This window comes from Pantoea sp. alder81, assembly GCF_020179835.1.
Classification (GTDB): domain Bacteria; phylum Pseudomonadota; class Gammaproteobacteria; order Enterobacterales; family Enterobacteriaceae; genus Pantoea.
Map to the genome: position 1 here is coordinate 666,697 of NZ_JAIUDA010000001.1, position 18,973 is coordinate 685,669.

Sequence of the window (18,973 nt, forward strand, 5' to 3'; positions counted from 1 at the left end):
TCCGACAAAGAGAAATTGCATGAAACCAGCGTTACGTTTAGCCGGTGCATTGCTGTTGTCCTGCTTCGGGCTTTCTGCACCTGCATTTGCAACGGAATATCCCCTGCCAGCTGATAACAGCCGTTTAATTGGCGAGAATATCCTGACCACTGTCCCTGACGACAAACGGCCCTTAGAGAGCATCGCATCGCATTACAAGATTGGTATGCTCGGCATGCTGGAGGCCAATCCTGGCGTCGATCCCTGGTTGCCTAAGGCGGGGACGCAATTGACCGTGCCGTTACAGATGCTGCTGCCTGATGCGCCACGTGAAGGTATCGTCATCAACCTTGCTGAACTGCGTCTGTATTACTATCCGAAAGGGGAGAACCGCGTGGTGGTGTATCCGATCGGTATCGGCCAGTTGGGTGCGGCGACGCCGAGTATGGTCACCAGCATCAGCCAGAAAATCCCCAATCCCACCTGGACGCCTACCGTCAACATCCGCAAACGCTACGCCAAAGAAGGCATCACCTTGCCGGGTGTCGTTCCGGCAGGGCCAGATAACCCGATGGGCCTGTTTGCCATGCGTCTGGCACGGGGTACTGGCCAATACCTAATCCACGGTACTAACGCCGATTTTGGTATTGGGATGCGTGTTAGCTCGGGCTGTATTCGTTTACGTCCGGACGATATCGAAGCGCTGTTCAACAGCGTGCCGAAAGGAACACGGGTGCAAATCATCAACGAGCCTATCAAGTATGCGGTGGAACCGGATGGCAAGCGTTACGTTGAGGTGCATCAGCCTTTATCCCGCAATGATAAGGACGATCCGCAAACCATGCCGATTGCGTTGACGGCAAAATCGAAAGCGTTCATCAATAGCCAGAAAAGCGACACCGCAATGATCAAAGAAGTCATCGCGCGTCGTTCTGGGATGCCAGTGCTGGTTAGCAGCGGCGAGCCGGTTACGCAGGACACAACGTTACCTGATGTGCTGCAAACGCAGCAGGATGGTTCAGGGGCCGGACAAGCGACCATCAGCCAGGCAATGGGTGAGAGTGGCGCAAAACCCTGACTCAGATTGAAGTAAAATCAGGACAAAAAAAATGGTGCCACATGGGCACCATTTTTCAAACCAGAACTCTTACTTACGGTAAGAGTGAGCCTGGTTGTCCAGACGCTGGTTAGCGCGAGCTGCGTCATCTTTAGCAGCCTGAACGTCAGAACGGATTGCGTTCACGTCGTTGCTCAGCTGGTCAACTTTAGCGTTCAGAGTCTGAACGTCTGAAGACAGCTGGTCGATTTTAGCGTTGCTTGAGCAACCAGCCAGCAGAGTTGAACCCAGAATTACCGCGCCCAGTACCAGTTTAGTACGATTCATTATTAATACCCTCTAGAATTGAGTTAATCTCCATGTAGCGTTACAAGTATTACACAAAGCTTTTTGAGTTGAGAATAAATTTTTGATGAGAACATGCTTAAATTTGATCGTTCGCTCAAAGAAACAGCGTTTCGCAGAAGATGATGAAAATATTTAGCTAAAACAGAGAGATTTAATCGGACTAACCTTAACTGTGCGGGATATTGAATAGTTATTATCGATTGGAAAATTCTGGATTTTGTATTAGCGCAGGAATAAAAAAAGCGCCTGAAAAAGGCGCTTTTAAATAAAACTTCAGCTAAAAATCAGATTACGTGGACTGAAGCGGTGTTGGTCGTGCCACTTGGAACCAGTGCACCCGATACCATCACCACAACATCGCCTTTCTGCGCGTAGCCACTTTCCAGCGCCATTTCTTTACCAATACGGTAGAAATCATCCGTAGAAGCAATTTCTGTCACCAGACGCGTCTCAACGCCTTTGCTCAGAATCAGCTGGCGTGCGGTGGTTGCATTAGTGGTCAGCGCCAGAATGGTGGCATCCGGGAAGTACTTACGAATCGCCTTAGCAGACTTACCGCCTTCGGTCGCTACCACGATCAATGGGGCTTCCAGCTTTTCTGCTGTTTCCACTGCGCCACGGCAAACCGCTTCGGTGATGCGCATTTTGCGTGAATCCTGCAGCTCACCGATGCGTGATTTCATTACGCGGTCAGTACGCTCACAGATGGTCGCCATGATGGTCACAGATTCCAGCGGGTAACGACCCTTAGCACTCTCACCTGACAGCATAACGGCATCAGTACCATCAAGGATGGCGTTCGCCACGTCGCCTGCTTCCGCGCGGGTAGGGCGCGGGTTCTTGATCATAGAATCCAGCATCTGCGTTGCGGTAATGACCACTTTGCGTGCTTTGTTACATTTCTTGATCATCATCTTCTGCGCGAAGATGACTTCTTCAACCGGAATCTCTACACCCAGATCGCCACGTGCAACCATGATGCCGTCAGACGCCTCGAGAATCTCGTCGAAGTTGTTCAGGCCTTCCTGGTTTTCGATTTTAGAGATGATCTGGATGTGCTCGCCGCCGTGGGCTTTCAAATGCTCACGGATTTCCAGCACATCTGAACGTTTACGGATGAAGGAGGCCGCGACAAAATCAACGCCTTGCTCGCAACCGAAGATCAGGTCACGTTTGTCTTTTTCAGCCAATGCTGGCAACTGGATGGAAACGCCCGGCAGGTTAACGCCTTTGTTTTCGCCCAGGTCACCGTTGTTCAGCACGTTACACACGACGGTGTTTTCAGTGACTTCGGTCACCTGCATACCAATCAGGCCATCATCGACCAGCACGGTATTGCCGATTTTCAGGTCTTCGGTGAAGCCTGCATAGGTCACAGCAACACGATCGCTGTTACCAATCACAGATTGATCGGTAGTGAAAGTGAAGGTCTGGCCCGCTTTCAGCGAAACATCGTTACCGCCTTCCAGCTTCATGGTACGAATTTCAGGACCTTTGGTGTCCAGCAGAATCGCGGCCTGACGACCGGTTTTTTCCATAACGGCACGCATGTTAGTGATGCGCTGACCATGTTCGGCATAATCCCCGTGAGAGAAGTTCAGGCGCATGACGTTCATGCCCGCTTCCAGCAGTTGAGTCAGCATCTCTTCAGATTCGGTTTTCGGACCGATAGTACAAACAATCTTGGTCTTTTTCATGTCAGGTTTTCTGTAAGTTGTGATGGATGATAGAGGTCGGGATTCGCAGCGTTTGGCAGCGAAGTGAAAATGTGTGTGGTGTTGGTTTGGATCGTACAGGAGTAAGAATAGGTGACAGAGACTAAGCGTGCAGAGAAGTTATGCAGTACGCGAGGGAACTGGCAGAGCAGTGTTGCGCAAATCATTTGAGTTGTTTGCATAGGCACGTTAGCGCTGAAACCTTTCAGGTGGACAACGCGGCATAGTATAGACGCTAAGTATGCGAAAACCAATATAAAAGCTGAGAGAGAAAACGATACAGATCAAGGAAAGGGGTGTTGCGCAAAAGGAGAGAAAACAAAAAGTGGTGCGCTCTAATGGACTCGAACCATCGACCCCCACCATGTCAAGGTGGTGCTCTAACCAACTGAGCTAAGAGCGCATTTCAGAAATTTGGTGCGTCCGAGTGGACTCGAACCACCGACCCCCACCATGTCAAGGTGGTGCTCTAACCAACTGAGCTACGGACGCACTTGGTGCGCTCTAATGGACTCGAACCATCGACCCCCACCATGTCAAGGTGGTGCTCTAACCAACTGAGCTAAGAGCGCAACATGCTGTCAGGGCGACAGCGGGGACGAATATTAACGGCAGGCCGCGATGCTGGCAAGGGAAAAAATGATTTTCCATGACGACTGACCAGCATCTGTGCGACCCGCTGTTTTTTTAGGCATTGCGGAGGCAAATAACGGCCTGTTCAGCCACTTAGCGCGCCGCGCGCGCCAGAATCACCTGTGATGGCAAACGTTGCAATCGACGAATGCGCCAAATCATCATAATCGCAGCGGATGTCAGGCCGACGATAAATCCGCACCAGAATCCCGCTGGACCGAGTTGCGGTATCACCCAGTCGGTGAGTGCCAGGATATAACCGACCGGTAAACCCAGCACCCAATAAGCAATCAGGGTAATAAAGAAGATTGAGCGCGTGTCTTTATAGCCGCGCAGAATCCCGCTACCGATCACCTGAATTGAATCTGAGAACTGGTAGATGGCGGCGAGCAGCATCAACTGAGCAGCCAGAGTAATCACTTCTGGGTTGGCGGTGTAAAGTGCGGCGATATGTTCACGGAAGGTGATGGTGAAAATCGCCGTGATGGCGGCCATGCTGATACCGACGCCCTGTCCCGTCCATGCTGCCACGCGTGCCTGCTCCGTCGAACCCTGCCCAAGACGATAACCGACACGGATAGTGGTCGCGACGCCGAGTGAGAGCGGCAGAACAAACATCAGCGAACTGAAGTTAAGTGCAATCTGATGACCCGCGACTTTAACGATCCCCAGTGGAGAGACCAGCAGCGCCACCACCGCAAACAAAGTGACCTCAAAGAACAGCGCCAGCGCCACCGGCAAGCCAAGGTTAAACAGTCGTGAAAGGATGACGCGTGAGGGCGGAGACCAGCGGCTGTTCATGCGAATATCGCGCATACTCGCCATGCGTTTCACCCAGAAGCGCATCACTATAAACATCACCCAATAAACCGAGGCGGTGGCAACACCACAACCTACGCCCCCGAGTGCTGGCATACCAAAATGGCCATAGATGAAGACGTAGTTAAGCGGAATGTTTACCAGCAAGCCTAAAAAGCCCAGCAGCATGGCTGGTTTGGTTTTCGATAATCCTTCGCACTGATTACGTGCCACCTGGAAGAACAGGTAGCCGGGTGCACCCCACAGTAATGCATGCAGGTAACCCTCGGCTTTAGCCGCCAGCTGCGGGTCGATATCATGCATGGCATGAATCAAATAGCCGGCATTCCACAACACCACCATGATCAGCAACGCAACGGCCAGTGCCAGCCAATAGCCCTGACGCACTTGTTCCGCGATGCGTTCGCGTCGCCCTGAGCCGTTGAATTGCGCAACGGTTGGCGTCAACGCCAGCAGAAGACCATGACCAAACAGAATGGCGGGAAGCCAGATAGAGGTGCCGACAGCAACGGCGGCCATATCCGTGGCGCTCACCGCACCGGCCATAATGGTATCCACAAAACCCATCGCCGTCTGAGCCACCTGAGCAAGGATGACCGGGATCGCGAGGGCCAGCAATTGACGCGCTTCTGTTAAATACTTCTGCACGTAACACCTGCTTAAATTAAGAAGAGAAGAGGGGAGATATCCCCAGAGAATGCGCGGCATAGTGTAGCGGCCGCGCTGCGTTCCACCAAACTTTGATCGCATTTTGTTAAGTTAATTGTGTAAAGTTTGAACTCCGGCAAATTAAACGTGCAGCCTAAGCTGTGATAAACTGGCGCAAACTTCGCAGAGGCTGAAAGTATGTTTACTGGAATTGTGCAGGGCACGGCCGAAATTATCGCCGTAGAAGAAAAAAAGTTGTTTCGTACCCATATCGTGCGTCTGCCGGAAGACCTTTTACCGGGATTAGCATTAGGGGCATCGGTAGCGCACAACGGATGCTGCCTGACGGTGACGGCGATTGAGGGCGATCGCGTGAGCTTCGACCTGATCAAGGAAACCCTGCGCATTACCAACCTGGGTGAATTAACGGTTGGCGACGTGGTGAATATTGAACGCGCGGCGAAGTTCAGTGATGAAATTGGCGGTCATTTAATGTCTGGCCATATTATGACCACGGCGGAAATCTGCAAAATTATCCAGTCAGAAAATAACCGTGAAGTGTGGTTTAAATTACAGGATGCGTCGCAGATCAAATATATCCTGCATAAAGGTTTCGTCGGTATCGATGGTATCAGCCTGACGGTGGGTGACGTCACTAAAAGTAAATTCTGTGTGCACCTGATCCCGGAAACACTGGATCGCACCACGCTGGGTGCGAAAAAACTGGGGCATAAAGTGAATATCGAGATCGATCCGCACACCCAGGCGATTGTGGAAACGGTAGAGCGCGTATTGGCCCAACGTGAAGCCGCGGCTGTTGCACTTTTACAAGCCACCGATACCGAATAATTCAAAAAAAAAAGGCGCCGCGGCGCCTTTTCTCTCCTTAACTTCCCTTAACGCGCTACGCGTAATCCACCCTCTTTGCCACGGCTAAATACCACCTGCCAGAGTTGAATATCACGCGCGCGGAAGGCGCCAGCACAGGCATTAAGATAGTAACTAAACATCCGCTTGAAGCGATCGCCATATTTATCAGCGAGCTGCGGCCACGTTGTCAGAAACCGTTCATGCCAGGCCATTAAGGTGGTGTCATAATCCGCACCAAAATTATGCCAGTCTTCCATAATAAAATGCTTTTCGCTGGCATCAGCAATCTGGCGCACAGACGGTAGGCATCCGTTGGGGAAGATATACTTATCAATCCAGGGATCGACGTTCATATCGGTAGTGATGGCACCAATGGTGTGCAGTAAAAATATGCCGTCTGGTTTGAGATTGCGATCGGCAACGTCAAAATAAGTGGCATAGTTTTTCGGCCCCACGTGTTCGAACATGCCGACTGATACGATGCGATCGAACTGCAAATTCAAATCACGGTAATCCTGCAGCAAAATAGTGACGTCGAGCCCTTCGCAACGCTGCTGCGCCAATTTCTGTTGCTCAGCAGAAATGGTCACGCCATGGACTTTGGCACCGTAGTTACGTGCAGCAAATTCTGCCAGCCCGCCCCAACCGCAGCCGATATCGAGCAGCGTCATGCCCGGCTCAAGCTGAAGCTTGCGGCAAATCATATCCAGTTTGGCAGACTGAGCCTGTTCCAGTGTTTCAGCGTCTTTCCAGTAACCGCAGGAGTACTGCATAAAGGGATCGAGCATCAGTGAAAAAAGATCGTTACCGAGATCGTAATGTTCTTTACCGACAATCCAGGCACGTTTTTTCGACTGTAAATTGGTTAAACGCGCGGCCGCAATACGCAAGGTATCTTTAAAATGACGTGGGAGTTGTTTATCCAGATGTTGTTGCAGAACGCGATGGAAAAAGACATCCAATTGTTCGCATTCCCACCAGCCATCCATATAACTTTCACCCAGACCTAGCGATCCTTCCTGCAAAACACGTTTAAAAAAATCCGGATGCTTGACCTGAATATCCCAGGGGCGTGTGCCATTGACTGCAACATCAGCGCGTTCCAGTAATTCGTTGACGATGCGAAACCAGTGGTTTTCTTCAAGGCTCACTTCTTCTATACACGATGAACTCATAGCTTCTCCATCACCTTTCCGATTTGAACCTGTGGAAATAATAGTCAATTTCCTTAGGCCTGTGAGAGAACTCACGGAAAATCCGTGCGCCAGATATCCGACGTTTTACAGAGGTATGAATCTGAATAGAAATGTCTGGCACCAATCAGGAGAGGAAGATCGTGCAGACGCCATCCCAGCGACAGAGTCGCTTAAAATTAATGCAATTATGTTATTGATTTGTTACAGAAGTGCTGACCCACTGAGTATATGCTCACGTGGGTCAATATTCAACGAGTTATCGTTAGTTTGCTAACGATAATCGTTGCATCAGTGATTATCTTCGCAGGGACGGGAGGTGTGAGCAATATCACTTTGTGCGTTTAAGCTGCGTTGCCAGATGAAGCCGGCCCAGGCCAGCACTACCGTGGCAACCATCACCAGTGTGGTGTTATAGAGCGCCTGTTCTAATCCGGCCGAAACTACCAGGCTGGCAATAAAGCACAGGCCCAGTTGTAACAGGTTTTGTAAGCCTGCTGCTTTGCCTGTGGCGTGCGGGAAAGGCGCTAAGGCGCTGGAAACGACAATCGGATAGATGGCGCCATTAGACAGTGCCATACCGCAGAAAGGCAGCAGCAGTGCAATCAAAGAAGGCGCGGGCATCATCGCGACAACAAACAGACTCAAAATACTCAGGCTATACAGCACCAACAACCACGGCAGCAACTGTGATCCCTGATATCGGCTCAGCATCGCACGGCAACTAAAGCCACCAATCAGAAACGCAATAGTTTGTGGAATGTAGCTCAGACCAATATCGGCGGGAGTTAAACCCGCAGAAGCCAGAATAAACGGCGAACCGGTTAGCCAGGCAAAGAAACTGGCGGAACAGGCGGAGTAAATCAGCACGTTACCGCTGTAGATGCGCGTGGTGAGCAAATTCAGCCAGCCGGGTTGCGGCGTATTATCAGCTTTGTTTTTTTTAGGCGCGGCAAGCTGCAATGTACCGATGATCAGCAGCACGGTGATAATTGTCAGCGCGATAAAGATGCTACGCCAGTGGAAATGACCCATCAGCCACGCGCCCAGTAGAGGTGCCAGAGCGGGGGATAGGGCAACCAGCGGCATAATGGTGGCGAAAACTTTGTTGGCCTGGGCTTTGGGGTAGCGATCGACTACCAGCGCCTGCCAGCTTACGGCGGCGGCACACACGCCCACAGCCTGCACAAAGCGCAGTGCCAGCATCATGTTAACGTCGGTCACCCACAACATCCCGAGGCAACCCAAGGCAAAAATCGTTAAACCTGCCAATAAAATCGGTTTACGTCCAAAGCGGTCTGACAGCGGCCCCCAAAATACCTGTGCGCAGGCAAATCCACCGAGAAAAAGACTGAGGCTGGCGCTAATGGTGCCCGGCGCGGTGGCAAAGTCACGCTGCATATCCCCAAAAGCAGGCAGATACATATCCGTGGCGAGGAAGCCGAGCATGCTGAGCACGGCAAGATAGGGCATAAATCCTTTTGACGACAACATAGTGTTTCTCATTGGCAGATTGAACGCCGGGGAGTGTAAAAGAGTGCGTCATTCTTTGTGAAACGCTAATATTTGAGCAGTGCTGTTAAAATTTTTGAAGGCTAAAATATGTGGTCTGAATATGCGCTGGAAGTGGTTGATGCGGTCGCGCGCAATGGCAGTTTTAGTGCGGCGGCGCAGGAGTTACATCGCGTGCCCTCTGCCATAAGCTATACGGTGCGCCAGTTGGAAACCTGGTTGGCGGTGCCGTTGTTTGAACGTCAGCACCGTGAGGTGGTTTTAACCCCGGCGGGCGAGCATTTTGTACGTGAAGGGCGATCTGTTATCAAAAAAATGCTGGCAACACGCAGACAGTGTCAGCAACTGGCGAATGGCTGGCGTGGACAGCTCAGTATTGCCGTGGATTGCATTGTAAAACCACAGCGTACCCGGCAGCTGGTGAAAGACTTCTACCGTCATTTTCCGGACATGGAATTGATCATCAGCTACGAAGTGTTTAACGGTGTATGGGATGCCCTGGCCGACGGGCGTGTTGATGTGGCGATTGGCGCCACTCAGGCGATTCCGGTGGGTGGCCGTTTTGCATTTCAGGACATGGGCGCCCTCAACTGGCGTTGTGTGGTCAGTCCCGGCCATCCCCTGGCGGCGCATAGCGATCTCAATGAAGAGGCGCTGCGTGCCTGGCCATCACTGGTGCTGGAAGATACCTCTCGCGCATTGCCAAGACGCATGACCTGGACGCTGGATAATCAGCGACGTCTGGTGGTGCCAGAGTGGGAAACGGGGATGGATTGTTTGCAGGCGGGACTGTGCGTGGGGATGGTGCCGGGCCATCTGGCGCGGCCATTACTGGATAGGGGGGCGTTGGTTGAGCTATCACTGCCGCAGCCGTTTCCGGAAAGTCCCTGCTGCGTCAGTTGGTCAGAACAGCGCGCGTCACCGGCGCTGGCGTGGTTACTCGCTTATCTCGGCGACGCGGAAACGCTGAACCACGAATGGCTCAGCGAAAATGAGCTTTAACGGCGGTAATCGCGGAACGGACCGTCCCCCACGGAACGTCGCTCAATCAATGTTGGCTGCACCTCAATAGTCTGTGGCTCTTCGCGCTTGCTGGTGATGCGATCCAGCAGCATTTCGAGGGCCTTTTTGCCCAACTCCGCTTTCGGTTGGTGGACTGTGGTGAGCGCCGGGGTGAAATAACGGGCGTTGCGCACGTTATCATAGCCAATGACGGAGATATCCTGCGGCACGCGCAGTCCCATCTCATCGGCGGCACATATCGCGCCCATCGCCATGATATCGCCACCGCAGAACACGGCAGTCGGACGCTGCTTCTGATTGAGTATTTGCTGCATCGCCTGATAACCTGATTCTGGCTCGAAGTCGCCTTGAACCACCCATTCCGGACGCACGGTCACGCCGGCTTCGCTCATCGCCTGAAGAAAGCCCGCATGACGACCGCCGCCCGTGTTGCGTTCCATCTGACCTGGAATCGCACCGATATCTCGGTGGCCACGCTCGATAAGGTAGCGTCCAGCCAGATAACCGCCCTGGAAGGCGTTATCCTGAACGGTATCGGTGAAGTCGCCACGCGAGGCGCCCCAGTCCATCACCACCATCGGAATATTGCGGTTCTCTTCCAGCATCTGCAGCAGATCGTCAGGATACTCAGAGCACATCACCAACAGACCATCAACGCGCTTTTGCGCCATCATTGAGAGGTAAGCACGCTGCTTTTGCAGATCGTTATGCGCGTTACCCAGAATCAAGGTGTAACCGCGTTCAAAACAGTGGTTTTCAACCGCTTCGATGATTTCGGCAAAATAGGGCGCTTCGCTGGACGTGGCTAACAGTCCCAGCGTTTTGGTGTGATTCACCTTCAAACTGCGTGCAACGGCGCTCGGCGAATAGTGCAGTTCTTTAATCGCTTCCCATACGGCGTTACGCGTTTCTTCTGCGACAAAACGCGTTTTGTTGATGACATGCGAAACTGTGGTGGTGGATACCCCAGCGCGTTTCGCTACATCTTTAATTGTTGCCATGAAAAAGGTACTCCCCGGCTTATCACAACTCACTGATAAGTATATTGTTAAACGTTTGCGTCTGCGAAGGGTTTTACGCCCTAAAATGGGGGGCAAATCTGCCGTTTCAGGCAGGGAAAATCACTTCAGCAGGCTGTAAATACAGCATGCGCAAAATCAGTTGCGCAACGAAAGGCGGCGATTCTAGCAAGCCAACGCGGATAACACGAGATTTTTGCCCACCGCTGTGCGAAAATTGTTTTAACCCTAATAAATGTGTGACTAAGGAGTAGTGATGAGTACAGATCTAAAGCTGGCGCTAATGACCACGGTTGGCGCACTGTTGATGATTATTGCGTTTAGCTTTACAGCCATTCTTCATTAATACAAAACGCATCAATAAAAAAAGCCGGCACTGATTAAGCGTCCGGCTTTTTTTGTGGCCAATGCCACAGGATGTTGCGCAACAACTAGCGAATGGTTTTTGGTGTCATCATACGGCGCGCACCCACATAGTGTTTCTGCCAGTAGTCTTCGCCTAATGCACTAATCTGAATGTCTTTACCGGTACGGGGTGACTGTATAAATTTACCGTTGCCGAGGTAGACGCCAACATGATCGGCCGTCCCGCGGTTATTAATGCGGAAGAACACCAAATCCCCTTTTTCCAGCAGCTCGCGCTTAATGGGCGAGGCATCGTGCAGGTGATACATCTCATTCGCCGTGCGCGGGAATTTGTATTTCACGAGATCTTTATAGGCATACCACACCAGACCACTGCAATCGAAACCGGTGTGTGGGGAAGTGCCGCCCCACTGATAAGGTTTACCCAACTGTCCCATCAGCTTCGTCATGGCGGTTTCACGAGCTTTCTGATAGCGCAGACGGTGGGTTTTGCTCATCTTGATGCCGGTCAGCCCCTGAACTTCATCATCCACATCAGCAGACTTTTTCGCGAGGCGTTGATGGCCATACTTTTTCGATGGCGATTTAAGCAGGGATTTTTTGCGGCTGGTTTTGTTTAAGGCGGTTTCGGTCTTAGTCTGCTTTTTCAGCTTGAGTTTCTGCACGGTAGTCGTCAGGCGAGACTTTTTAGCCGTTGTTTTAACCGGGCGTCGCTTGCGGCGCTCATCTTCGCGCGCACTTTTTTTCTCGGCATTATGCAAACTGGCATTAATCGGGGCATGCTGGGAAGCAGAAGCCACGTTAAAAAACAGTTGCGCAAAAGCCAGTATGAAAAGCGTAATCAGTAAACGCATAGTCCGGTTACAGGTTAAGCAGTCTGGCAAAAAGCAGGCTGCGGCAGAGTAAGAGAAATCTGATCAACGATCAGCGCCGAAGCAATTCTAATCCACTTTTTTTCTAAAAGGTAAGGCCTTTTTCTATTAATCTGTTACCAGGTAGATAATGTCGCTAAATTGAGCGATTTCAGCTGTTTAACGCAGCGAAATTATTGCTAATTATTAATTTGTTCATGCTTATTAATGATAGGGAAATGTTATCTATCCTGTTTGAACTTAACAAACATGGCGATCAGCAGGTCGGTAACGCAAAATCCCGTTTTCAGTGTGGGGCTGAAGTCGCTACAATAAACAAACACGAAGTGAAGGATTAAGGAAGGCAATAATGAGTACTGTTGAAAAAATTCAGCGCCAGATCGCAGAAAACCCGATTCTGTTATACATGAAAGGTTCCCCGAAACTGCCAAGCTGCGGTTTCTCTGCACAAGCTGTGCAGGCGCTTTCTGCCTGTGGTGAGCGCTTCGCGTATGTCGATATCCTGCAGAACCCGGATATCCGCGCTGAAATGCCGAAATTTGCTAACTGGCCAACCTTCCCGCAACTGTGGGTTGACGGTGAGCTGGTCGGCGGTTGCGACATCATCGTTGAGATGTTCCAGCGTGGCGAATTGCAGCCGCTGGTGAAAGAAACCGCTGAGAAGTATAAAGAAGCGGAATAATTGCGAAGGCCGACAAATGTCGGCCTTTTCTTTGCGTACTCATCCGGCAATCAGCCAGTCAGCCAGCCCATCAGGCAGAGGCGTCGTCTTCAGTCTGCTCTTCATTGAAAGCCAGTGGCCAACCCCCCAGGCGTTTCCAGCGATTCACCAGCTCGCAGAACAGCGTGGCCGTTTGCTCGGTGTCGTACAGCGCAGAGTGCGCCTGCGTACTATCAAACTCCATCCCCGCAGCTTTGCAGGCTTTTGCCAAAACCGTCTGTCCCAACACCAAACCGCTCAGCGCCGCAGTATCAAAAGTGGCAAACGGATGGAAGGGATTACGCTTCAGGCTGGCGCGCTCGGCGGCGGCCATCACAAAGTTCAAATCGAAAGTGGCATTGTGCGCCACGATAATCGCGCGATTACAGCCATGATCTTTTGTGCCTTTACGCACCATCTTGAAAATGGCATGCAGGGCTTCGTATTCGCTCACCGCACCGCGCAAAGGATTGGTGGGATCGATGCCGGTAAACGCCAGCGCTGCAGGATTAAGGATCGCGCCTTCAAACGGTTCAACGTGAAAGTGCAGGGTTTCATCACGGTGTAACCAACCGTCCTCATCCATTTTGAGCGTGGTGGCCGCAATTTCCAGCAGTGCATCGGTTTGCGCGTTAAAGCCGGCGGTTTCGACGTCAATAACCACTGGATAAAAACCACGGAAGCGTTGATGAAGAGCGTTTAAGGCGTTCGATTCAGACATCAGGATCTCATAGCAAGAAATGGGGCAGCGCGCATTATGGCAAAAATTACAGGAGGGTGCAGCAGGAGAGGGAAGTCAGCCTGCAAATTAGCAGACTGACTAACGGCATCAGTGACCGAGGCCGTGACCAGCGTGTTTGTTTTCGATCAGTTCGATTTTATAGCCATCGGGATCTTCGACAAACGCAATAATGGTGCTGCCGCCTTTAACCGGACCGGCTTCACGCGTCACGTTGCCACCGACACTGCGGATGCGCTCACAGGTCTCTGCGACGTTATCGACGCCCAACGCAATGTGACCATAAGCATTACCGAGGTCGTACTTATCCACGCCCCAGTTGTAGGTCAGTTCAATCACTGCACCTTCACTCTCTTCGGTGTAACCCACGAAAGCCAGGGTGTATTTGTATTCGGTGTTTTCGCTCTGACGCAGTACGCGCATGCCCAGCACGCGGGTATAAAAATCGATAGAACGTTGCAGATCGCCAACGCGTAACATGGTGTGAAGTAAACGCATAACATCCTCTTTTGAAAAGTCATCAGGGAATGACAAAGACTAGCAAGTATAGCCAGTTAATGCCCTGAAGAAACAGCACTGCCGCACATCCGGTGCGGCAGTGCTGTTTCTTACAGGCTTGGGTAATCAGTGTAGCCTTCAGCGCCGCCGCCGTAGAAACTTTCCGGGCGCTGTGGATTTAGCGGTGCGTCTTGCTGCAGACGCTCAACCAGATCCGGGTTAGCAATAAAGTCGCGGCCAAACGCCACAGCATCGATCAAGCCGCGGGCGATCAGGTCGTCAGCTTTCTCAACGCTATAAGCGCCCGCGCCGATGATCACGCCAGGGAACAGCGCACGGACTTTTTCACGGAAAGCGTCGCTGTAAGGCTGGCCACCGGCCCAGTCTGGCTCAGACAGGTGCAGATACGCGATACCACGTTGGCCCAGCTCGGAGATGTACCACAGCGCGGCAGCTTCTTCATCGGCACCATTTTCCAGATTCTGGAAGGCTCCGATTGGCGAGATACGAATGCCGATACGATCGGCAGACCAGTTAGCAATCGCCGCATCCACCACTTCCAGCGCGAAACGACCACGCTTCTCGATCGAGCCGCCGTATTCATCGGTGCGCTGGTTGGAAGCGGGCGCCAGGAACTGGTGCATCAGGTAGCCATGAGCAGAATGCAGTTCCAGCAGGTCGAAATCGGCTTCACGCGCGTTCGCCGCGGCCTGACCGAAATCTTTTACGATCTGCTGAATTTCCGCCACGCTCAGTTCACGCGGCAGTGAGGTGTCTTCACGGTAAACGGTGCCATCTTCAGCACGCAGTGAGGTACGCGTTCCAGCGGCGATAGCAGAAGGTGCAACGGGCGCTTTGCCTTCCGGCTGAACGCTATTATGCGAAATGCGGCCGGTGTGCCACAGTTGCACGGCGCTGTGACCTTTCGCAGCGTGAATGCTTTCGTTGATAACTTTCCACGCGGCGATTTGCTGCTGAGTATGCAAACCCGGTGCGCCAGCATAACCTTTCGCCTGGAAAGAGATCTGCGTTGCTTCAGTAATGATCAAACCGGCGCTGGCGCGCTGCTGATAATATTCCGCCATCAGCGGAGTCGGGATGTCGCCTGGCTCAATGCTGCGCAGACGCGTCAGCGGCGCCATGAATACGCGGTTAGGTACGGTAATCGCGCCCACTTTAAGTGGGGAGAACAGCTGTTTACTCGCCATGATGACTCCTATAAGTAGACCGGTCGTCTAGAAACTACGGTTTTTAAAAATCAGTGGCCATTTAACCACTGTTCAATGGTTTCAAGTGCCAGGCTAATCGGGCCTGACTCTCGTGAAATCTTGCTTTGCAGACTGGCACCTAACCACAACAGATAACAGCGCTGAGCCAGTTGCTCTGGCGTTTGCCCATACGGCAGTGTCTGCTCCGCGGCGACTTCGCTCAGACAGCGTGCATAAGCTGCGATCATGGCGCTGGCACCGTGTTGTAAAGCATCACGCATCGGTTCTGATAAATCGCAAACTTCCGCGGATAACTTCACACCCAGACAGCCCACAATATGGCCTTGCTCGATAAACAGCGTTGCGCCATAGCGGAAGTGCGTCAGCAAACGTTCACGCGCTGACAAGCCCGGCTGATTTAACTGCTGCTCGACCTGCTGCAGGTAGTTAACGAAATAGCGTTCCAGCAACGCGACGCCAAATGCTTCTTTGGAACGGAAGTAATGGTAAAACGATCCTTTCGGCACTTCTGCCAGCGCCAGCATTTCGCTCAGGCCCATTCCGGTAAAACCACGTTGCAAACAAACCTGCTCGCCAGTGGCGAGCAGGTGTTCACGGGTTTCGTTGCGTTGCACAGTCTTGTTCATGGGCCACACAGTATTAGACCAGTCGGTCTAATGCAAACCTTATCCGGCACTTTGGCACGATCTGATCATGTCCAGCTGCGGTTGGTACTCTTGCGTCTGAATGTTGAACATGCCCAAAACGGTATGGAAAAGATTGTCTTGCGACACTTTCTCGCTCGCGGCCTGCTGACGTAAGCAGGACTCATTAATGTGGTAAGCCGCAGCATAGCCAGGCGACATCCACATCAGCAGAGGGATGTGTGTCTGCTGTGAAGGGGCAAACATATAGGGCGCACCGTGCAGGTACATACCGTGTTCGCCCAGCGATTCACCGTGATCCGAGAGATAGACCAGCGCTACATTAAAGCGATCGCTTAAGGCTTTGAGTTTATCAATGGTGCGACTCACCATATCGTCGGTGTACAGCAGAGAGTTGTCATAGGTATTCACCAACGCCTGATGGTCGCAATCCTGAATCTGGTTGCTATCGCAGGTTGGCGTGAAGCGACGGAATTCCGCCGGATAGCGCTGATAATAGGCCGGCCCATGGCTACCCATCTGATGCAACACGATAATCCCATCATTGTGCAGACTATCAACATAGTTATCAAAACGATGCAGCAGGACATCATCCAGGCAGAAACCATCGTGACAATATTGCGACAGATTCCACTGCGTCATATCGGTGTGCGGCACGCGATCGCAGGCACCTTTACAGCCGCCATCATTTTCACGCCACAGTACGCTAACACCAGCATGGGCGAGAATATCTAACACGCCTTCCTGATGATGCGCCAGATTGGCATCGTAATGCTCACGTGGCATGTTGGAGAACATACAGGGAACGGAAATGGCCGTTTCGGTACCGCAGGAGCTGGCGTCGGGGTAGTAAATGACCTGCTGTTTTTTCAGTTCAGGGTTGGTTTCACGCGCATAGCCACCCAGTGAAAAGTTCTCGGCACGTCCGGTTTCGCCCACCACTAATACCACCAACGTTTTCTTCGGCTCAGCAGCGATCAGCGGGCCTTTTTTGGCATCCTGGCCAATTTTTACCAGCGCCTGACTGTCTTGCAGATAACGTTGATCAACGTAATGACCGGTGCCGCTAACAATATTGGCCGGAGTGATCATTTTCACCAGCCCTTTATTGTTGCGAATCAGTGAGGCGTAATCTTTATAGAACAGCACCGCCATCAGCAGAATCAGCAAAATCGCACCCAGCGCCCCGGCCAGGCGTTGCAGCAGGCTCCACCACCAGCGTTGCCCGGTTTTGATGCGTACCATGCAGATGGCGGCGACGGGCACCAACCCCATCAAGATCATCCACACCACATAACCACTGCTGATCAGTGCTCCAGCTTCCTGAGCATCCGACTCAAACACGTTTTCGATCATATTGGTGTCAATCACCGTACCGAAACTGTGCATAAAGTAGTTAGCGGCGGCGCTGGCCAGCACCAACAGAATAAGCAGCGGCTTGCGAACATAGGGCCATGCCAGCAACGAGAAAATCAGATAGAACGCAGAGGCCAAAACCACCGGAATGCTGGCTGCAAACAGGTAATCGTGAATGCGATCGTAAGGGATAATTTCCCAGGCGCGCAGCAGAAACAGGGCGTTGAGCACGAGGGTAAAAAACAGGGCGGCGATCAGATTAAAACTGCTGGCATGGCACTGTAACTTGTTCGGGAATTTCATGAAAACTCAGTAGCAGGATGGAATGTGACAATCGTATGAATTCAACATGAGGAAAACCTTAACGCTTATTAAACAGTACCGAACCAAAGGTTGCTGCGCTGGCATCAATGGTAAATATCCATTTCCGTGGTCATGACTGGATGAAATATGGCCGAACTGCGTATACGCTTTGCACAATGTCACTATGCTGTTATCAATATGAAGCCTGTTGTTAAATCGGAGTGGATGTGGCCGAGCAATTAGAGTTCTTCCCTGTACCCAGCCCCTGTCGCGGTATCTGTCAGAGTGACGCACGTGGATACTGTCGTGGCTGCCTGCGTAGCCGTGAGGAACGTTTTAACTGGATGACGTTTACCGATGCGCAAAAACGCGATGTGTTGAGGTTATGTCGTCAACGCTGGCTGCGCTCGCATCGACAACAAAAAGTCGATGAAAATCATGATCCGCAACAACCCTCACTGTTTTAAGAAAACGATGATTTGCCTTTCCGTTATACTCCCAGATTCGCTTTCCGCATTCGCGTTCAAGGGAGTTTATCGATGTTACAACCGCAAACTATCGCCCCACAGGGGCCTCAATTCTCACCGTTGATCGTCGGCTACTGGCGCCTGCTGGAGTGGGGTATGACGCCGCAGCAGTTGGTGGCCTTTATCGAGCATCATCTGGCATTAGGCATTACTACCGTGGATCACGCCGATATTTACGGTGACTACGGTTGTGAAGCCGCCTTTGGTGAGGCGCTGCGTCTGGCGCCGGGGCTGCGTGAAAAACTGCAGATTGTGACGAAGTGCGGCATTGCGACGCGCGCCAAACCAGAACATAAAATCGGTCATTACATTACCGAGGCCAGCCACATCCTGCACAGTGCGGAAAATTCCCTACGCTATTTCAGCACTGATTATCTTGATCTGCTGCTGATTCATCGTCCGGATCCCTTAATGGATGCGGATGAAATCGCCGAGGCCTTTATGGCGCTGCACCAGAGCGGCAAAGTGCGCCATTTCGGCGTGTCGAACTTTACCGCTTCCCAGTTCACGCTGCTGCAATCTCGCCTGCCGTTTAGCCTGGTCACCAACCAACTGGAAATCTCTCCGCTGGAACAGTCAACGCTACTCGACGGCACGCTCGATCAGTGTCAGCAGGTGCGTATCCGCCCAATGGCCTGGTCATGCCTGGGGGGTGGGCGCCTGTTTAACGATGCGCATTATCAGCCATTGCGTGATGAGCTTGAGCAGGTAAAACAGGAAATCGGTGCGAGTAGCATCGAACAGGTGGTGTATGCCTGGGTGATGAAATTGCCAAGCCGCCCATTGCCGATCATCGGATCCGGTAAAGCCACACGCGTCAGCGAAGCGGCAGGTGCTTGCCAATTGACGCTTGATCGTCAGCAGTGGTTCCGCATTCGTAAAGCGGCGCTCGGTTTTGATGTGCCCTGAAGCGTAAAACTACG

Annotated in this window: 19 protein-coding genes and 3 tRNA genes; 7 read left to right on the forward strand and 15 right to left on the reverse strand. The window is 52.0% G+C overall.

Features of this window, described 5'->3' with window-relative positions; translation table 11 throughout:
• The first annotated feature begins 19 nt into the window (after positions 1–19).
• Positions 20–1,057 (forward strand): L,D-transpeptidase family protein, encoded by a 1,038-nt coding sequence (locus tag LBW88_RS03210; RefSeq protein ID WP_224928846.1) that lies wholly within the window; start codon positions 20–22, stop codon positions 1,055–1,057.
• A gap of 69 nt (positions 1,058–1,126) precedes the next feature.
• On the opposite strand, the gene LBW88_RS03215 is transcribed toward LBW88_RS03210, so the two are convergent.
• The 6 genes from LBW88_RS03215 to LBW88_RS03240 all read right to left on the reverse strand — a co-directional run bounded on the left by LBW88_RS03215 (position 1,127) and on the right by LBW88_RS03240 (position 5,199).
• Positions 1,127–1,363, reverse strand: coding sequence for a major outer membrane lipoprotein (locus LBW88_RS03215; RefSeq protein ID WP_007374746.1), 237 nt, complete (start codon positions 1,361–1,363; stop codon positions 1,127–1,129).
• Between the two features lie 305 nt (positions 1,364–1,668).
• A complete protein-coding gene (pykF, locus tag LBW88_RS03220) occupies positions 1,669–3,081 on the reverse strand; it encodes a pyruvate kinase PykF (RefSeq protein ID WP_224928843.1) in 1,413 nt (470 codons plus the stop codon).
• A 344-nt stretch (positions 3,082–3,425) separates the two neighbouring features.
• Positions 3,426–3,502, reverse strand: a tRNA-Val gene (locus tag LBW88_RS03225).
• 12 nt (positions 3,503–3,514) lie between these two features.
• Positions 3,515–3,591: transfer RNA gene (locus LBW88_RS03230), tRNA-Val, on the reverse strand.
• A 3-nt stretch (positions 3,592–3,594) separates the two neighbouring features.
• Positions 3,595–3,671, reverse strand: a tRNA-Val gene (locus LBW88_RS03235).
• Positions 3,672–3,825: 154 nt separating this feature from the next.
• Positions 3,826–5,199 (reverse strand): MATE family efflux transporter, encoded by a 1,374-nt coding sequence (locus LBW88_RS03240; protein ID WP_224928839.1) that lies wholly within the window; start codon positions 5,197–5,199, stop codon positions 3,826–3,828.
• A gap of 198 nt (positions 5,200–5,397) precedes the next feature.
• Between LBW88_RS03240 and LBW88_RS03245 the strand changes: the two genes are divergently transcribed.
• A complete protein-coding gene (locus LBW88_RS03245) occupies positions 5,398–6,048 on the forward strand; it encodes a riboflavin synthase subunit alpha (protein WP_224928837.1) in 651 nt (216 codons plus the stop codon).
• A 47-nt stretch (positions 6,049–6,095) separates the two neighbouring features.
• Here the strand turns inward: LBW88_RS03245 and cfa are convergent, their stop codons facing one another.
• Both cfa and punC read right to left on the reverse strand, forming a co-directional pair.
• Positions 6,096–7,244, reverse strand: a complete 1,149-nt coding sequence (gene cfa / locus LBW88_RS03250) for a cyclopropane fatty acyl phospholipid synthase (protein WP_224928834.1) — start codon at positions 7,242–7,244, stop codon at positions 6,096–6,098.
• A 309-nt stretch (positions 7,245–7,553) separates the two neighbouring features.
• Positions 7,554–8,756 carry a purine nucleoside transporter PunC gene (gene punC / locus LBW88_RS03255; RefSeq protein WP_224928830.1) on the reverse strand — a complete coding sequence of 401 codons (1,203 nt, stop codon included), beginning with the start codon at positions 8,754–8,756 and terminating at the stop codon, positions 7,554–7,556.
• Between the two features lie 108 nt (positions 8,757–8,864).
• Between punC and punR the strand changes: the two genes are divergently transcribed.
• On the forward strand, positions 8,865–9,776 hold the full coding sequence (gene punR, locus LBW88_RS03260) for a DNA-binding transcriptional activator PunR (protein WP_224928827.1): 912 nt from the start codon (positions 8,865–8,867) through the stop codon (positions 9,774–9,776).
• Here punR and purR read toward each other — a convergent pair.
• Positions 9,773–10,798 carry an HTH-type transcriptional repressor PurR gene (gene purR, locus LBW88_RS03265; RefSeq protein WP_224928824.1) on the reverse strand — a complete coding sequence of 342 codons (1,026 nt, stop codon included), beginning with the start codon at positions 10,796–10,798 and terminating at the stop codon, positions 9,773–9,775. The two genes, punR and purR, sit on opposite strands and share 4 nt — an antisense overlap.
• Before the next feature lie 274 nt (positions 10,799–11,072).
• Here purR and LBW88_RS03270 point away from each other — a divergent pair, with 274 nt between their 5' ends.
• A complete protein-coding gene (locus tag LBW88_RS03270) occupies positions 11,073–11,162 on the forward strand; it encodes a YnhF family membrane protein (protein WP_097119278.1) in 90 nt (29 codons plus the stop codon).
• Between the two features lie 85 nt (positions 11,163–11,247).
• Here LBW88_RS03270 and LBW88_RS03275 read toward each other — a convergent pair whose 3' ends face one another.
• Positions 11,248–12,036: a C40 family peptidase gene (locus tag LBW88_RS03275; protein WP_224928821.1), complete on the reverse strand. Its 789-nt coding sequence runs from the start codon at positions 12,034–12,036 to the stop codon at positions 11,248–11,250.
• A gap of 364 nt (positions 12,037–12,400) precedes the next feature.
• On the opposite strand from LBW88_RS03275, the gene LBW88_RS03280 reads away from it, so the two are divergent.
• Positions 12,401–12,736: a Grx4 family monothiol glutaredoxin gene (locus LBW88_RS03280; protein WP_197079559.1), complete on the forward strand. Its 336-nt coding sequence runs from the start codon at positions 12,401–12,403 to the stop codon at positions 12,734–12,736.
• A 70-nt stretch (positions 12,737–12,806) separates the two neighbouring features.
• Here the strand turns inward: LBW88_RS03280 and rnt are convergent, their stop codons facing one another.
• The 5 genes from rnt to eptA form a co-directional block, all read right to left on the reverse strand.
• Positions 12,807–13,475 (reverse strand): ribonuclease T, encoded by a 669-nt coding sequence (gene rnt / locus LBW88_RS03285; protein ID WP_224928818.1) that lies wholly within the window; start codon positions 13,473–13,475, stop codon positions 12,807–12,809.
• 108 nt (positions 13,476–13,583) lie between these two features.
• The gene (gene gloA, locus LBW88_RS03290) at positions 13,584–13,991 is read right to left on the reverse strand and encodes a lactoylglutathione lyase (protein WP_224928815.1); all 408 of its coding nucleotides are present in this window, start codon (positions 13,989–13,991) and stop codon (positions 13,584–13,586) included.
• Between the two features lie 110 nt (positions 13,992–14,101).
• Positions 14,102–15,199, reverse strand: a complete 1,098-nt coding sequence (locus LBW88_RS03295) for an alkene reductase (RefSeq protein ID WP_224928812.1) — start codon at positions 15,197–15,199, stop codon at positions 14,102–14,104.
• Between the two features lie 50 nt (positions 15,200–15,249).
• Positions 15,250–15,846: a TetR/AcrR family transcriptional regulator gene (locus tag LBW88_RS03300; RefSeq protein ID WP_224928809.1), complete on the reverse strand. Its 597-nt coding sequence runs from the start codon at positions 15,844–15,846 to the stop codon at positions 15,250–15,252.
• A 39-nt stretch (positions 15,847–15,885) separates the two neighbouring features.
• Positions 15,886–17,523, reverse strand: coding sequence for a phosphoethanolamine transferase EptA (gene eptA, locus LBW88_RS03305; RefSeq protein WP_224928807.1), 1,638 nt, complete (start codon positions 17,521–17,523; stop codon positions 15,886–15,888).
• A 227-nt stretch (positions 17,524–17,750) separates the two neighbouring features.
• Here eptA and LBW88_RS03310 point away from each other — a divergent pair, with 227 nt between their 5' ends.
• Both LBW88_RS03310 and LBW88_RS03315 read left to right on the forward strand, forming a co-directional pair.
• Positions 17,751–17,990, forward strand: a complete 240-nt coding sequence (locus tag LBW88_RS03310) for a DUF1289 domain-containing protein (protein ID WP_224928804.1) — start codon at positions 17,751–17,753, stop codon at positions 17,988–17,990.
• A 72-nt stretch (positions 17,991–18,062) separates the two neighbouring features.
• On the forward strand, positions 18,063–18,959 hold the full coding sequence (locus tag LBW88_RS03315; protein ID WP_224928801.1) for an aldo/keto reductase: 897 nt from the start codon (positions 18,063–18,065) through the stop codon (positions 18,957–18,959).
• Positions 18,960–18,973: the final 14 nt, after the last annotated feature.

Bases quoted from the DNA above. Each gene is read 5' to 3' on its own strand.
- LBW88_RS03210 (WP_224928846.1), top strand. From the start codon at position 20: ATGAAACCAGCGTTACGTTTAGCCGGTGCATTGCTGTTGTCCTGCTTC.
- LBW88_RS03215 (WP_007374746.1), bottom strand. From the start codon at position 1,363: ATGAATCGTACTAAACTGGTACTGGGCGCGGTAATTCTGGGTTCAACT.
- pykF (WP_224928843.1), bottom strand. From the start codon at position 3,081: ATGAAAAAGACCAAGATTGTTTGTACTATCGGTCCGAAAACCGAATCT.
- LBW88_RS03245 (WP_224928837.1), top strand. From the start codon at position 5,398: ATGTTTACTGGAATTGTGCAGGGCACGGCCGAAATTATCGCCGTAGAA.
- cfa (WP_224928834.1), bottom strand. From the start codon at position 7,244: ATGAGTTCATCGTGTATAGAAGAAGTGAGCCTTGAAGAAAACCACTGG.
- punC (WP_224928830.1), bottom strand. From the start codon at position 8,756: ATGTTGTCGTCAAAAGGATTTATGCCCTATCTTGCCGTGCTCAGCATG.
- punR (WP_224928827.1), top strand. From the start codon at position 8,865: ATGTGGTCTGAATATGCGCTGGAAGTGGTTGATGCGGTCGCGCGCAAT.
- purR (WP_224928824.1), bottom strand. From the start codon at position 10,798: ATGGCAACAATTAAAGATGTAGCGAAACGCGCTGGGGTATCCACCACC.
- LBW88_RS03270 (WP_097119278.1), top strand. From the start codon at position 11,073: ATGAGTACAGATCTAAAGCTGGCGCTAATGACCACGGTTGGCGCACTG.
- LBW88_RS03275 (WP_224928821.1), bottom strand. From the start codon at position 12,036: ATGCGTTTACTGATTACGCTTTTCATACTGGCTTTTGCGCAACTGTTT.
- rnt (WP_224928818.1), bottom strand. From the start codon at position 13,475: ATGTCTGAATCGAACGCCTTAAACGCTCTTCATCAACGCTTCCGTGGT.
- gloA (WP_224928815.1), bottom strand. From the start codon at position 13,991: ATGCGTTTACTTCACACCATGTTACGCGTTGGCGATCTGCAACGTTCT.
- LBW88_RS03295 (WP_224928812.1), bottom strand. From the start codon at position 15,199: ATGGCGAGTAAACAGCTGTTCTCCCCACTTAAAGTGGGCGCGATTACC.
- LBW88_RS03300 (WP_224928809.1), bottom strand. From the start codon at position 15,846: ATGAACAAGACTGTGCAACGCAACGAAACCCGTGAACACCTGCTCGCC.
- eptA (WP_224928807.1), bottom strand. From the start codon at position 17,523: ATGAAATTCCCGAACAAGTTACAGTGCCATGCCAGCAGTTTTAATCTG.
- LBW88_RS03315 (WP_224928801.1), top strand. From the start codon at position 18,063: ATGTTACAACCGCAAACTATCGCCCCACAGGGGCCTCAATTCTCACCG.